Below are 13,793 nucleotides of genomic sequence, written 5' to 3'. Positions count from 1 at the left end.
CTCGCCATATTGCCACGGCTCGTGCTTTTCGACGCACCCCCGACGATGAAGCGGGCAGCAGCTCTTCCTTATGGATGGCGCGCTCCGTAAAAACTCAATACCATGAGCAAACGTAGCGATAAAACTAGTCCTAACCTAAAACAGGCGAGAAATATCGCCGTACAAACGCGAAAGCAAACTAACCTTCGATATAAAAGGGGCCGCTGCCGCCTTGACAACCGCCCGCGAAGCCGATCTTGACGCAAAAGCAAAGGAAAGTATTTCAGCGAGGTCGACCGGCCCATTCCTGAAGTACGGAAATGACTCCGGCAGCCCAGCATCTCGATGCCCCGCGTAAACAGGCAGCCCTCCGTCAAGATACTCTCGTACTTTTAGCGTGCAGGCATCAGACATTCCTTGTCGATACAAGGCGAATGAGGATATCCCACACCAGGCCGAACGCATAACCCCTGTTAGCTCATTCGTGCCAAGCGGGCCATGAATCTGGATTCTCGCGTCATCGCAGCAGCGCCGAGCCAAAGCATCGGGAAGCGAGCCCACAAGATGCAAACTACAATGAGCGGAATCACGCTCCATCGCATCCAGCAGCAGGTCAAGTCCGTGCCAGTTAGAAAAGCTGGCCGCGACGAACAGGAGCTCAGGATGCTTGCCACGATTGTCTACCGGGCATTCCGGAGAGCACACTATTCCATTAGGGTACACCAATCCCGGTTTTTCAATTGGCTCAACTGCCAAACGCGATCTCTCGAATCGGAGTATCTCCTCGGTCACCGCCACGATCCCTCCACAAGCGTGCAGGGAACTTCGGCCGATGTAGTGCTCCAGGACAGCGCGAAGAGGCCCAAAGACATTCGAAGCACTTCTGAGCTCGGGCATTTCGAGGGTATGGTGAACCGTAATCAGCTTCCGCCCAATTTGGCCCGCCAGCCTGGCTTCAAAAACATCATGTACAGAATGTCGAAGCAACACGAGATCGTATTGCGTAGCCGTGTGCTCCAACCATTGGTAATACGCCTTGCGGAGAGCAAAATATCTCCTCAGCGCGCCCTGTGGAAGACCGTCGTGGCACACAACCACTGGTGACTGAACGATTTTTTGGGTATGTAGCGAAGTGTCCCACGGCAAGTCAAGTACGTCGGCCGCCCGTTGTTCCCATTCCATTTGCCTAGATACGCCCACACTCGGGTTCATCGAAACCGCCGTGTGAAGCACCTTCAACCGCCGCTTAATCATTTGAGTCATGCTCTCTTCTGGACTCTAGACGACGATTGCCCCCAACCATCCCCAACGCGTCTAGCTGGCCGCCAACAGCCGCACAAGCTAAAAAGCTGGTCAGCATCGAAACCTCCAGCACCGTCGTTCCAGACATCTCTCCAAGCGAACGCTCACCAATCCTCATCACTACTCCCAATGCGACATACTATCGCTCCTTGATACTGAAAGCCTCGAAGAGGTACCCACCTCCCGAAAACTGCAGCCCACTCCCCCACCAAATGCCGCATTTTTCCATCGGACGTTTATGACAGCCGCCCCGTGGCAGTCAGCCCACCTTTCGGCGCGAAATTAGACCCGTTAACGACTATTATTGATGATCGAAAAGCCCGCTCAAATGATCAGCGAACTTTCTATAATTCGTGTCAGCGTCGAACCTCTTTTCCCACAGCAAGCGAGCGCCGGAACGATAACGGTCATCAGGCGCTTGAATCGTTATGGCGGCGATGCCATCAGCCACTTCACCTGGCGTCGGTTGCGAGCTAAGGAGGATCCCAGAATCCGGCGTTACAATTTCGGCGATACCGCCGACATCTGGAGCAACGACGGGGATCCCAAACGACATAGCCTCCATCATCGACACCGGCAATCCTTCACTCTCGCTGAGATTTAAAAAACAATCCACAAAATTTTCTTCATAGAACTCGATAACTTGTTTATTACTTAGGTTTCCGGCAAAACCATAACGCAAATTAACAGCCCCCGCAAAACACTTCTCTGCGACCTCGGCAATATTTGAAGAAGATGCCCCGCTACCAATGTGCGTCCAAGTGAACTTGACTGACGGATACCGCAACGCCAGCACCGCAATCGCTTCGATGATACGGTCCAAACGTTTAACCCGATGGATAAAGGAGCACGAAACCAACGAAATGCTTTCTGACCCTCGTCGAAGCGAGCCACTCCTTGGTCGCCGAACTCCCAGCCGAGAAAGTACGACATTAGAGGTGCCAAACGAAGATTCAAGATGATTTTTGCCGTGAGCCGCTATACAGAAAACCGCGTCAAAACTTGCTATGATATCCTTCCGGAAAGGAAACTCCGGGAGAGCCCCTATGGTTTCGTAAAGATCCCACCTATGTGCTCGCGTAACGACTTTCAGGTTGTTATTAGCATTCTTCAACCGAACCAAGCCAACCGCCACCCCGCTAAACCAATATGAGTAGCACAGGACCGACTGGTATGATAGACCCTCGTTTCTTATTAATTGCCCGACTAACCTTTGCGTCAAACTGGCGTAGTACTCATCTGTCAGGAGTCGTTTGAAATACCTCCAGTTGAATCTAATGTCTTTTGCCCGCCGAAGGCATAGTACGATTGCGGAAATTAACTTAAGGAGCTTACCATGCCGACCAGCTTGCTCTCCGAGACCCGTGTACAGTCTTACATTTGCCGGCAAGGGGCGCCGCACACCGCACAATTTCTCTGGAACGATTATCACGCTATCCACAACGGCGGCAAGATACTCAATTTCCAACTCCAGAAACGACTCACCAACACCAAACGGGAATGTGCCAGTCAAGAGTATAATTGTTTTTGACATAAAAACTTTCTAATAAAGGCGAAAAAAACGAGCGTGGCGAGCTCGCGAATTACGTGGGCGCCGACACGATAAAAACACCTTAGGAAACGCTGATTTAATCGCCACATATACCTATGGTATAATTTGCCTATCAATCCTGCGCGAGCCACCCCCGATGAAGCAGATCAGTTTTTCCCAGGCCGAGTTTCAACGTAAGAAGCGACGGACGCGACGCGAGGTGTTTCTTGACGAGATGGAGCAGATCATGCCGTGGGCAGAATTGTTCGCGGTAGTCGAGCCGCACTACCCGAAGGGCGAGCGAGGCCGACCGCCGGTCGGGCTGGAGCGGATGCTGCGGATGTACTTCGTACAGCAGTGGAACGGTTTCTCGGACGAAGGCGTCGAAGACGCCATTACCGACAGCCAAGCACTACGGGCCTTTGTCGGAATCGACCTGTCCAGAGAGGCTGCTCCGGATGCGACCACCGTGCTGCAGTTCCGGCACCTGCTGGAGCAGCATGGTTTGACGAAGAAGCTGTTCGAAGCGGTCAACGCCGGGCTGTCCGCAGCGGGCCTCATGATGCGCGAAGGCACCATCGCCGACGCCACGATCATCGCCGCCCCGCCGTCGGTCAAGAACGAAGCCAACGCCCGTGACCCGGACATGCACCAGACCAAGAAAGGCAACCAGTGGTACTTCGGCATGAAGGCCCACATTGGCGTCGATGCCGAGAGCGGCTTGGTGCATACCCTCGTCGGTACTTCGGCAAACGAGGCTGATGTGACGCAAACCGAGCATCTGCTGCACGGCGACGAGAAGGATGTCTTCCTGGATGCGGGCTATGTCGGCGCCGACAAGCGGGAAGAACTGAAGGACCGGGACGTCAACTGGCAGATCGCCATGAAGCGCGGCAAGCTCAAAGCCGTCTCGGAAGAGAGCGGGTTTGGTCAGCTGCTGCGCAAACTGGAATCGCTGAAAGCCAGCATCCGGTCCAAAGTCGAGCATCCTTTCCATATCGTGAAGAACCTCTTCCACTACAAGAAGGTGCGCTACAAGGGGCTGGAAAAGAACACGGCACAGCTGCACACGCTGTTCGCTTTGGCCAATCTGATGATTGCGAAGCGAAAGCTATTGGCGCTCAACAGCCAAGTTGCGTCCTGAATAGGACGAAAGGCCCGGAAATGGGCCGAAAAAGGTAGAAAACCGCGGAATTTTGGGCAGTTTGACAAAAATCGCGGCGGGATGCAAAAAAATCCGCTGCCGCGCGGCTAGGTAACGCATCGGCAGCTAATTGATCAGCGCTTCCCTACAACACGAGGACATCCGAATACAACCAGGAAGAAAAGCAACCATACAACGAAGTCCCAATAGAAAGCTTTTGTAAAGAGAAAAGGAATGGATAGCGTGGCAAAGGCAAACTCGCCGGCTCTTAAAAGTAAAAAAAAGTACGCTCCAAACATTCCCACAGCGAACAGAAGCCCAAGAACTACCGATATATTTAGCGCAAGGCCAGCATCTTGAGGAGACAAACAAAAATCACAGAAACTTGACTTGAAACCGTCACCGACAACTAAGACACTATCAAGGATTCGGTAAAACTCTGCGTACGTTTCCACTTTAGAACCAGCACTGATCTGATCTAGGTCCGTCTTTTGTTCATATACCGCAAACCACCCGTCTATTAGATCTGCTGGCACTACTATAATAACGACCACTAATACCGTAAAAACAAGAACGACCCACCGCCACTTCCCAGATGAAAGAGCGGTTACGATTATTAGTAAAGCTGCGACGCCCCCTCCCCAAGCCGAAAGCGTAAAAATCATGCTCGCCGCGACAACAAGCACAAGTTGCGTACTTCTTCCTGGGCTTATTGCAACATAGATCATTAGCAACATATAAAGCCAATTGCTATAAGTACCCGGTTCAATATAAAAACCGGTGAGGCGCATAAAGCCGACATTTTGGTATATTCGTGCTTCACTCACCGGATATAATAGCTGATGAATGTCTAGCACAGACCCATTGTAAATGTAGACTACAACCTGCAAAAGAAGCGTCAATACAGAAAACGCTATCAGCAAAAGAAGAGATGTACGCAAAGTTTCTCGAAAGGCGGTGCTTTGTATGGCCGCAGAGGCGATCAAAACGCCAAAAGCCGCCGAACACGCCAACGCCAGAACACCGCCACTAAGACCACGGAGCGCGGCCATCGTAGAAAACACGAACAATAGCCCAAGATACGCGGCTGCTGTCTTGGTGATTTCGGGCCTGAATCGCAGGAGAACCAGCAAGACCAGACAGGTCGCGACGCCAAGTCTTAAAACTATAGCGAAGTTGCTCGCCCCAGCCTCGAAAGGAATAAGGCAGTATAGGAAAGCGACAAACAGAAAACTGGACATTGAGCCGTGCTTAAGAATATTGGTGCGCAGCATATTCGTTGCCATACCAAGTACTGACCTTTCTAACTGCGACTGAAGCAGCACTGAACGGGAAGGCGTAATCACCGGCCACCACTATCGGCAAAATGATGCCGCCGCCAACACGAACTCAGCCGAAAACGTTTGGACAGGGACCAGGAAAGCATCGATCGCTATTAAAATCCGCCTGGCACCAAATTGAGAGAAATCGGGCTCAACAACGACGGTCTCTTGAACGTACAAGCACTTACGGTGAAAACACACCTACTTATTCGCAACCAAACAGAAACATCAACGCCTCTTAGATATGACGTGACACGAAACCCAATGCCCCCAACCTAGCGCGCCATTGTCATAATTGAATCAGCAAACAAAGAAACGGATTGCGCGCCTGGAAGGCTCCCGGCAGACTCCGTATCCCATTGATACGGATGTAAAATTTTATATGCAGCGATCTTTATGTCAACGTCGCTAACTCATTTTCTAACTTCCTTTTTTCTCACGCTTTTTTCGTCAAGTCGCGTCTGACAGAAAAAGCGTTCTCACGAACAGGTGTCCTCAGTTTCCCCCGCCTGATCGCCTGCCTGCTCGGCGGATACACCTCCAAAGTGCAGTCTGAACTGGACGCGTTCTTTGCCAACCTGGCGAACCGCGCCGATCTGATGCGAGAAGTCTCGGCGCAGGCCTTTGCCAAAGCCCGAAAGCACGTCTCGGTCGCACCCTTTGAGGTCCTCAACGACCATTTCCTGGCCCTGGTCGATGCGCAGTTCGGCTTTCCCCTCTGGTACGGCCTGCGCGTCGTCGCCGGTGATGCCACAGTCCTGCGCTTGACCCTCTTCGGGAAGACCCGTGACGGCAAGCGATTCGTCCGCCACATAGTCGACGCCATTGGCTTCGCGCTCTATCTGCCCGGTAGCGAAATGACCCTGGCTGCCAAGCTCTATTCCCCCAACACCGGCGAGCGTCAGATGCTCTTCGAACACCTCGGCAAGCTCCGTTCCAATGACATCCTGGTACTCGACCGAGGTTACCCGGCCTACTGGCTCTTCGCCGTCTTGCTGCAGCGAGAACGCCATTTCTGCATGCGGGCCGATAGCCTCAATTTCAGCGCTATCCAAGCATTCCGCCGATCGGGCTTGGCCGAGCAGGTTGTGATGCTGCCAGCCCCCTGCAAACAGGACCCGCTCGACTACGAAATCGCCGCGACGCCGAGCGAAGTTCGCCTCATTCGCCAGGTGTTCGGCCACAAGGTGCGCGTCCTCGTCACCTCGCTCCTCGACATGAACGCCTTCCCCGCCGCCGCGTTCGGGGGCCTCTATCACTCTCGGTGGCGAATCGAGGAGGCGTTCAAACGGATCAAGCACCGTCTGGCACTGGAGCAACTCTCGGGCATGTCCTGGCTGGCCGCACAACAAGACTTCAGCGCTAAAATCCTCTGCGACAACATCAATGCTCTGGCCGTCCACGCCGCCAGTGAATCTCTCGATCCCAACATCTGCGCACGTTACTTCATCAACCGCGGCGACGCCTTCTCTCGTATAAAGCTACCCTCGGACGCTGGCTCCTCCAGGGTCGGGATGCTCTCGAAAATATCACCTCCGTCTTCGACGAACTCATCAAGAACTTCGTCCGCAAAAAACCAGACCGGTCATACCCCAGAAACGTCACTCAAAAGCCCCATCTATCCCACGCCTACAAAAAAACTGAGTATGACTATGTTCTGGTAAGTTGAGAGCATTGGGCGCGCAACCCGTTTCTTTGTTTGCTGATCGAATTATGACAACGGCGCGTTAGGTTGGGAGCATTGGTGTCAATACCCTACGGCGTCCCTCAGTTTTTTTCTCGGCAAACAACCGCGTCCTAACAAGGCACGTGGATTGCTGGGTCCCGAGGCGAAGAAGCCAAGCGATTCAGCCAAAAAAGATACGACAGAATAACAATACAAGATCCGCCCGAAAGAAACCCAAGCGCCATCGTAACACTACCAAAATAGCCTCCAATGAGAATTCCTGCCGCCTTAACAGCGGCGAAAACTATCTCGATTTTTAAGGCCGTGCGTTGACGGTTATACAATGCAGGCAACATTGCGAAAGTCGCCGAGAGGAAGTTTAACATCAGAAAAGGAGTAAGAATTTTCATGTACTCTCCCGCAAGCGCCCAATCCGGTCCGAAGACGAGGGAAAATATCTCTTTCCCAAAAAATAGAATGGGGGGCAATGCTAGTGACAACAAGGCAAGGCGGACAAGGTACCTACGGAAGATATGGTAGACACATCCACCCGAAGCGTACGCTTCGGCCAATTGCTGACTCACTACGTTGCCTACCGCGGAGGACAATAGGGACAGCGGTGCTTGCACAATCCGGAATCCGAAAGCATATAGCCCCACCACAGAATCCGGGAAGAACAACGGTAGCAGAAGCACCGGGAAGCTTGCGGATAACGAATTAATAAAAGCATGGGGCATATTGTACACAGGAAACGCTCGGTATCTTCTAGCCTGAACGACAATACGCTGGAGACTTATTGGCGCGCGATTTGCCCGATCAGCAGCATAAAAAACGCTTAGCATTAAAATGGATGAAACGGTATAGCCGCTAATTAGAGCAACAACCAAGCCAATGTCTAGTTTAAACAACAGGCCAAGCGCAACCGCCACCGCCCCGTCAACGGCAACACGAACTATGCGCTGCGCTGACATCACCCGATAGTTCTTCAGGCGATTGTTGTGGCGATCGAGCAGCGCTAACAGACTAATAAGCAAGACTGCTAACGGGAGCGTATAGTATATATTGGGCATGCCAATAAAGCCGCCCATAGCAATTAAGGCAAACCCGCAAATGATAGAAACAGCAATGATCAACCCGGCCGTAAGATATACGATGTGCAAAGCATGACTGTTGCGCCGCGGAAGCAGAACTGCGGATTCATACCGCCCAGTAGCCAGTGTGCTAATAGAAGAGGCAAGACCAATATAAAGAGCTGCATCCCCGAAATCGCTGGGGGTATAAGCGCGCGAAAGAATTGGGCTTAACAGGAGAGGAACTGCAAGAGCTACCCCTCCACCGGAAAGCAAGGTCAAGATGGCACGAGCACTCACCTCGGTAGCTCTCCGAACTCACGAGGAGCCGCACCCACTGGATATTGTTTCGTATGCGAGACGCGGTACCGGCTGCCCCCTCCCCCGCAGCACGGGAGCCAAAAACGATTGAGGATGCTGCTGCCCACGGAGTAGTTAGTCAGACGGCGTAAGCGTTGGCGCCGGTAGGGGGGAAAGTGTTTCATTGTTTCGTGCATCACGATATAGCAAATAAAATCACAGCAACTTACTAACAATATCATTGGCGGCCCTACCCTGCCCGTAAACGCCCGCACAAGGGATAAATGATGGGGTGTCAGCGATATTCGCGAACGCTACAGCTATTCGTGCCCTTGATGCACCTACCAGACAGTTCAAACCCGATTCCACTGTTTCCACCCACTCCGTCTCGTCACGCATGGTGATGCAGGGAACGCCATAGAAAAACGCCTCTTTTTGTACGCCTCCCGAGTCGGTGAGAATTACACGCGCAGACTGCTCGAGAGCCACCATATCCAGAAAAGCCAGGGGCTCAGTTACGATCAAGGCTGAAAGGTAGTCGGAGTAGCCGTATTCCTCAGAAAGCCTGCGTGTGCGTGGATGCAACGGGAAGACCACTGGAACCTGTTTTGCCACCTGGGTTAGTCCGGACAGAATCTCGCCCAATCGTTGCGGGTCGTCGGTATTTTCGGCACGGTGGCATGTCGCCAAGGCAAAACCTCGCTCTGATAAGGCTAAGCTCTGCAGGATGCGGCTGCGGCTACGGGCATGATCACGGTAATATAGTGCTACGTCGTACATTACGTCGCCGACGTTGCTTACTCCTTTGCGCAACCCCTCTGCCTTCAGGTTATTAACCGCCGTTTCGGTTGGACAAAATAGAAGAGAGGAAACACGATCGGCAAGCACGCGATTGACCTCTTCCGGCATGCGCATATTAAAAGACCGCAGCCCAGCCTCGACGTGAGCCACCGGGATATGCAGTTTCGCTGCCGCCAGTGCTCCCGCCAGAGTGGAATTGGTATCGCCGTAGATTAGTACCCAGTCCGGCACTTCCTTAACTAGCGTATTTTCTATAGCCTCCAACATGCGGCCAGTCATCGCTCCATGGTGCCCGCCGGAGATTTCTAAGTTGTATCTCGGCTTGGGAATGTCGAGTTCGTCGAAAAAATTTTGCGACATGTTCGCGTCGTAATGCTGCCCCGTGTGGACCAGCACTTCTTCAACTCTCCCGCCGCATTGGTCACGAATCACTCGTGATACGGCTGCGGCTTTGATGAACTGGGGACGAGCCCCGACAACGGTCAGGATCTTCATGCGACAGCCCTCACAACTGCCTCAATGATTCGCTCTTGCGCTCGTTGTTCAAGGTAGGGATGCATCGGCAGGCTCACCACGCGCGATGCGACGAGATCGGAGCAGTCCAGACTTCCGGAAACCCGGCACGACTCGTGGTAGGCCGGCTGGCGATGCAAGGGTACCGGGTAATGGACAGCTGTGGGAATATTGGCGGCAGTGAGTGCATGGAGGAAGGCATCGCGATCCGGCACTTGAATCGTAAACTGCGCCCAGACACAATTTCTGTCGGAACGTACAACCAGACGTGGTACTGCGGGGACATCTTCCAGGAGTCGCTGGTAACGCGCACCAAGCTTGAGACGCTGCTCAATTTCCTCATTGAAACGCTCCAGCTTGGCGAGGACGACGGCACATTGCAGGGTATCCATACGCCCACCAACGCCGATACGCGTATGCCAATAGCGCTTGCTCTGACCATGCACGCGGATTTCCCGGCAGGCGAGAGCGATGGCATCATCACTTGTAAAGATCGCCCCACCATCGCCATAACACCCTAGCGGCTTGCTAGGAAAGAAACTCGTGCAACCGATCGTCGACAGGTTGCAACTCTTTCTTCCCTTGTACTCCGCACCAAAACTTTGCGCCGCATCTTCGATTACCGGCAGCTTGTACTTGGCGGCAATGGCATTGATCTCGTCCATATCCGCGGGTTGCCCGTACAGGCTTACGGGCATGATGGCCTTTGTCTTTGGCGTAATGGCGGCTTCAATTCTGCTAGCGTCGATGTTGCAGGTATCGGGCTCGATATCGACGAACACCGGCTTCGCTCCGAGCAAGACGATGACTTCGGCAGTAGCGACGAAGGTGAACGGGGTGGTGATCACCTCGTCCCCCGCACCGACACCGAGGGCCATCAGGCTGATCAGCAGCGCTTCCGTGCCGCTGGCCACGGTGATGCAATGCTTGGCACCGCTGTACTCCGCAAGCTTCTCTTCGAGCGCCTTGACTTCCGGCCCCATGATGTATTGGCCGTGGTGTAGCACGATGTCGATATTTCGTTCGATCTGTGGTCGGAGCGCGACCTGCTGGGCCGCGAGATCAATGAAACTCAATGTTTCCTGCTCGGAGGTGCTCTCCTGAAGTAGCCATTCCAGCGCCTGTTTGGGCCTTTGAAAAGAAAACTCGCCCAAAGCGTCAAAAGCGGCATCGGACGAAACGATGCACACCTGCCCTGCTGAGATGCTGCGGGCGCTGGCGGCAAGCTGCGCATCTTCGAAGTCTGTGGATTTGGCGTACAACTCCGCCTGTTCGTAGCCGCGGTTGCTCAGGACCCTGACGCGGTTCAACAGGTCGAGCATCAGGCGCTTGACCAGGGAGCGAGCCACCGTGGGATCGATTCCTTGCTCCTTGCAGCGACGAACGGCGACGAACTCGAGTGTGGGAAGGCTTGCAGCGCTGACCCATAGAGACGTCCGCCCCTGCTCCGCGCTGGCGAACAGTGCCTCGGTCGCCATGGCACGTTCGGGGCGGAGCCATAGATCGAGAATTACGCTGGCGTCGAGGACGAGATGCTTATTGGCGGCCAAGAGACTTCTCCTCCAGCGCCTGATAGCGCAAGCGATCGAAATCTTCGTCGCGTAGCGCTGCGCCCGCGTGGAGTTGCTGTTTCCAGGGACCGAGAATTTCATCGATGGCCGTGCGGATGGCGCCCCCCGGTACAGAAACTTCTCGCGGCGATTGATCGGGCGTGCGGGCAAGACTAGCGGCGGTCTGATCATGCCCGCTGGGCGAGTCTGCCAAGACCTCGTCATCGGGAACGATGACGAGCACATTCACCACCGCGTGCTTGAGACGAAAGTTCGCCGGTAGTTCGAGGCGACCATGGTCATAAATGGCTTCTACTTGCATTCCAACTCCTTCTCGCTGGACAGATTGCCAGCATCCAGACGGTATTTCTTTCCCGTGGCCGGACAAACCGCACAGCCGTCACCTTCGATGGGTAAGGTCAAGCGCTCGCCATGATCGCTCATCCAGCCAATCTGTCGGGCGGGGACCCCAGCCATCATGGCGTAGGCCTTGACGTCGCGGTTGACGACGGCACCGGCGGCGATAAACGCGTGCATACCGATGGTTATGCCACAGACGATGGTGGCGTTGGCGCCAATGGTCGCCCCCCGTTTGACGAGCGTATCGCGATAGTCGTCTTTGCGATTTACCGCCGAACGTGGGTTGTAGACGTTCGTAAACACCATGCTCGGGCCGCAGAAAACGTCGTCTTCCAGGGTGACGTTGTCGTAAACCGAGACGTTGTTCTGGATCTTGACGTTGTTGCCGATGCTCACGCGATTGCCGACAAAGACGTTCTGGCCCAGCGAGCAGCCCCTGCCAATGCGAGCTCCGCCGCAGACATGAACCCAATGCCATACGCGGGAGTCCTCGCCGATCTGGGCGCCCTCGTCGACGATGGCTGTAGGATGGATTGTGGCGTTCATTTTCAATGCACCTTTCGTTGCAGTTTTTCAGCGCGGGCCGGGCTGGTCGTCCACTTGCCGACGAAGACAGTAAGCAGCTTGCCGTTGCGCTGAATTGCGTAATCACGACGAGCCGTGTTTGGGTCGCTGGCCGATTTGACGAGGGGCCGAGTTCCGGCGAAGGATTCGACAGTATCGGCCCCTGCGGTTGCCGAGTTGGCGATCATCCATCCGAGCATCGTGGTAGCGGAAGCCGCCAAGACGGTTTTCGGTCTTCAGTGCCGCAATGAATGACGTCGCCTGCGCCTTGCTTAGTAGTTCGCTTTTCGGGAGGACGGACTTGCCGGCCAGCCTATCGTAGCGCTTCAGTCCCATGCCAAGCATCCAGCGAGGACAGCGGCTAGCCCGATAGATGGGTAACACGATGGGGGCTAGGTGCCAGGCTGAACACAGGCCGTTGATCGTTGCTATCGCCCCCGATTACGGCGATTCTCATACGCGCGCCGCTCAGTATTCCAGCGGCAGAGAAATGGTATGGCCGTCGCGGGCGGAGAGATATGCGGCGATCAGCACTTCGAGTGAACCCAATCCCTCGCGCCCGTCGGTTTCGGGTTCGGCTTCGCCGCGCAAGACGTCGATCACATTCTTGTAGTACAAGGGATGGCCAAGACCATAGACAGACGTGGTTTCGTAGTTGGCTTCCTTGATGTTGGCGTCGTAGTCGCGGGGCTCGGCAAAATCCCAGACCTGGATGTCGTTGACGGCGACGCCACCGACCCGGACCGTTCCTTTTTCACCCAGGATGGTGATGGATCCTTCCAGGTTCTTCGGATAGGTGAGCATGGTGACACTCATGGAGCCAAGCGCGCCGCTACGCCAGCGAATGTTGAGGACGCCGGAGTCCTCCACCTGGATGTTGCGGCCGAGAGTTGCGGTCATGGCGTGCACGCTGGCGACGGGGCCGATCAGCCAGTCGATGAGATCGACGTAATGGCTGGCCTGGTTCATGAAGGCGCCGCCATCGAGTTCCCACGTACCGCGCCACTTCGCTGAGTCGTAGTAGTCCTGCGGACGAGTCCAGAAGACATTGAGCGAGACCATGTAGATCTTGCCGAAGCGCTTTTCTTCAACAGCCCGCTTAAGCAGTTGCAGGGTGGTATTGCGGCGGTTTTGCTTAACGACGAAGAGGTAGACCTCTGCCTGGTCGCAGGCCTTGACCATCCGCAGACCGTCTTTCCAGCGGGTCGCCATTGGCTTTTCGGTCATCACGTTGATGCCGTGGCGAGCTGCGGCTATCGCCTGCTGGGAGTGCAAGCCGCTCGGCGTGCAGAGCACAACCAGGTCAAGCTGCTCGGTGGTGAGCATATCCTCGAGACGTTGGTAGCCCGGCACCTGATGTTGGGCCTTGTGCAGCTCGAGTGTCGCAGCGTTGCTGTCACAAACGGCCACGAGTTCCAGATTGTCGGAATGGGTGGCAATGGAGGCGAAATGATTATTTGCAATACGACCGCAGCCAACGACCGCGATACGGATTTTTCTGTTCTGAATGATCTTCGCCATTGCTGATTGCCCTCAAATTGAAAACTGTACTCTGCGAACGATCGGGACGTAGGCGACCGGTGCCTCGCGCACTAGTCTGGCCGGCGATTCGTCCAGCGAATCGTCCAGCGAATCAAGACAGCCAGGCGTTCGGGCCGGTCGAGCTATCGAAGATTATTGTCCACGCCCAG

At 54.6% G+C, this 13,793-nt stretch carries 12 protein-coding genes; 2 read left to right on the top strand and 10 right to left on the bottom strand.

Annotation, left to right across the window (positions count from 1 at the left end):
* Positions 1-135: 135 nt before the first annotated feature.
* On the bottom strand, positions 136-1,242 hold the full coding sequence (locus tag V5B40_RS09745; protein ID WP_332354319.1) for a glycosyltransferase family 1 protein: 1,107 nt from the start codon (positions 1,240-1,242) through the stop codon (positions 136-138).
* A 340-nt stretch (positions 1,243-1,582) separates the two neighbouring features.
* Positions 1,583-2,815, bottom strand: a complete 1,233-nt coding sequence (locus tag V5B40_RS09740; protein ID WP_332354318.1) for a glycosyltransferase — start codon at positions 2,813-2,815, stop codon at positions 1,583-1,585.
* Between the two features lie 154 nt (positions 2,816-2,969).
* Between V5B40_RS09740 and V5B40_RS09735 the strand changes: the two genes are divergently transcribed.
* Entirely contained in the window at positions 2,970-3,956 is a 987-nt protein-coding gene (locus tag V5B40_RS09735) for an IS5 family transposase (protein WP_332354317.1), read from the top strand.
* Between the two features lie 134 nt (positions 3,957-4,090).
* On the opposite strand, the gene V5B40_RS09730 is transcribed toward V5B40_RS09735, so the two are convergent.
* Positions 4,091-5,230: a hypothetical protein gene (locus tag V5B40_RS09730; RefSeq protein ID WP_332354316.1), complete on the bottom strand. Its 1,140-nt coding sequence runs from the start codon at positions 5,228-5,230 to the stop codon at positions 4,091-4,093.
* 428 nt (positions 5,231-5,658) lie between these two features.
* Here V5B40_RS09730 and V5B40_RS09725 point away from each other — a divergent pair, with 428 nt between their 5' ends.
* Positions 5,659-6,942: an IS4 family transposase gene (locus tag V5B40_RS09725; protein WP_332354546.1), complete on the top strand. Its 1,284-nt coding sequence runs from the start codon at positions 5,659-5,661 to the stop codon at positions 6,940-6,942.
* A gap of 133 nt (positions 6,943-7,075) precedes the next feature.
* On the opposite strand, the gene V5B40_RS09720 is transcribed toward V5B40_RS09725, so the two are convergent.
* The 7 genes from V5B40_RS09720 to V5B40_RS09690 all read right to left on the bottom strand — a co-directional run bounded on the left by V5B40_RS09720 (position 7,076) and on the right by V5B40_RS09690 (position 13,623).
* Positions 7,076-8,314 carry a lipopolysaccharide biosynthesis protein gene (locus V5B40_RS09720; RefSeq protein ID WP_332354315.1) on the bottom strand — a complete coding sequence of 413 codons (1,239 nt, stop codon included), beginning with the start codon at positions 8,312-8,314 and terminating at the stop codon, positions 7,076-7,078.
* Positions 8,315-8,530: 216 nt separating this feature from the next.
* Positions 8,531-9,610: a non-hydrolyzing UDP-N-acetylglucosamine 2-epimerase gene (gene wecB / locus V5B40_RS09715; RefSeq protein WP_169068275.1), complete on the bottom strand. Its 1,080-nt coding sequence runs from the start codon at positions 9,608-9,610 to the stop codon at positions 8,531-8,533.
* A complete protein-coding gene (locus V5B40_RS09710) occupies positions 9,607-11,178 on the bottom strand; it encodes an aminotransferase class I/II-fold pyridoxal phosphate-dependent enzyme (RefSeq protein WP_332354314.1) in 1,572 nt (523 codons plus the stop codon). The genes wecB and V5B40_RS09710 overlap by 4 nt, the downstream gene beginning before the upstream one ends.
* Positions 11,165-11,500 carry a hypothetical protein gene (locus V5B40_RS09705; RefSeq protein WP_169068277.1) on the bottom strand — a complete coding sequence of 112 codons (336 nt, stop codon included), beginning with the start codon at positions 11,498-11,500 and terminating at the stop codon, positions 11,165-11,167. Before V5B40_RS09705 ends, V5B40_RS09710 begins: the two co-directional genes overlap by 14 nt.
* Positions 11,491-12,084: an acyltransferase gene (locus tag V5B40_RS09700; RefSeq protein WP_169068278.1), complete on the bottom strand. Its 594-nt coding sequence runs from the start codon at positions 12,082-12,084 to the stop codon at positions 11,491-11,493. The genes V5B40_RS09705 and V5B40_RS09700 overlap by 10 nt, the downstream gene beginning before the upstream one ends.
* Positions 12,085-12,086: 2 nt before the next feature.
* Positions 12,087-12,290 carry a hypothetical protein gene (locus V5B40_RS09695; protein ID WP_169068279.1) on the bottom strand — a complete coding sequence of 68 codons (204 nt, stop codon included), beginning with the start codon at positions 12,288-12,290 and terminating at the stop codon, positions 12,087-12,089.
* A gap of 280 nt (positions 12,291-12,570) precedes the next feature.
* On the bottom strand, positions 12,571-13,623 hold the full coding sequence (locus V5B40_RS09690; protein WP_332354313.1) for a Gfo/Idh/MocA family protein: 1,053 nt from the start codon (positions 13,621-13,623) through the stop codon (positions 12,571-12,573).
* Positions 13,624-13,793: the final 170 nt, after the last annotated feature.

Origin of the sequence: Candidatus Accumulibacter meliphilus (assembly GCF_036625345.1) — a bacterium.
Taxonomy (GTDB): Bacteria; Pseudomonadota; Gammaproteobacteria; order Burkholderiales; family Rhodocyclaceae; genus Accumulibacter; species Accumulibacter meliphilus.
This window is presented reverse-complemented; position numbering and strand designations above follow the sequence as displayed.

What these genes read in the sequence shown, in the direction of transcription:
- V5B40_RS09745 (WP_332354319.1), bottom strand. Translation starts at nt 1,242, where the DNA reads ATGACTCAAATGATTAAGCGGCGGTTGAAGGTGCTTCACACGGCGGTT.
- V5B40_RS09740 (WP_332354318.1), bottom strand. Translation starts at nt 2,815, where the DNA reads ATGTCAAAAACAATTATACTCTTGACTGGCACATTCCCGTTTGGTGTT.
- V5B40_RS09735 (WP_332354317.1), top strand. Translation starts at nt 2,970, where the DNA reads ATGAAGCAGATCAGTTTTTCCCAGGCCGAGTTTCAACGTAAGAAGCGA.
- V5B40_RS09730 (WP_332354316.1), bottom strand. Translation starts at nt 5,230, where the DNA reads ATGCTGCGCACCAATATTCTTAAGCACGGCTCAATGTCCAGTTTTCTG.
- wecB (WP_169068275.1), bottom strand. Translation starts at nt 9,610, where the DNA reads ATGAAGATCCTGACCGTTGTCGGGGCTCGTCCCCAGTTCATCAAAGCC.
- V5B40_RS09705 (WP_169068277.1), bottom strand. Translation starts at nt 11,500, where the DNA reads ATGCAAGTAGAAGCCATTTATGACCATGGTCGCCTCGAACTACCGGCG.
- V5B40_RS09700 (WP_169068278.1), bottom strand. Translation starts at nt 12,084, where the DNA reads ATGAACGCCACAATCCATCCTACAGCCATCGTCGACGAGGGCGCCCAG.
- V5B40_RS09695 (WP_169068279.1), bottom strand. Translation starts at nt 12,290, where the DNA reads ATGATCGCCAACTCGGCAACCGCAGGGGCCGATACTGTCGAATCCTTC.
- V5B40_RS09690 (WP_332354313.1), bottom strand. Translation starts at nt 13,623, where the DNA reads ATGGCGAAGATCATTCAGAACAGAAAAATCCGTATCGCGGTCGTTGGC.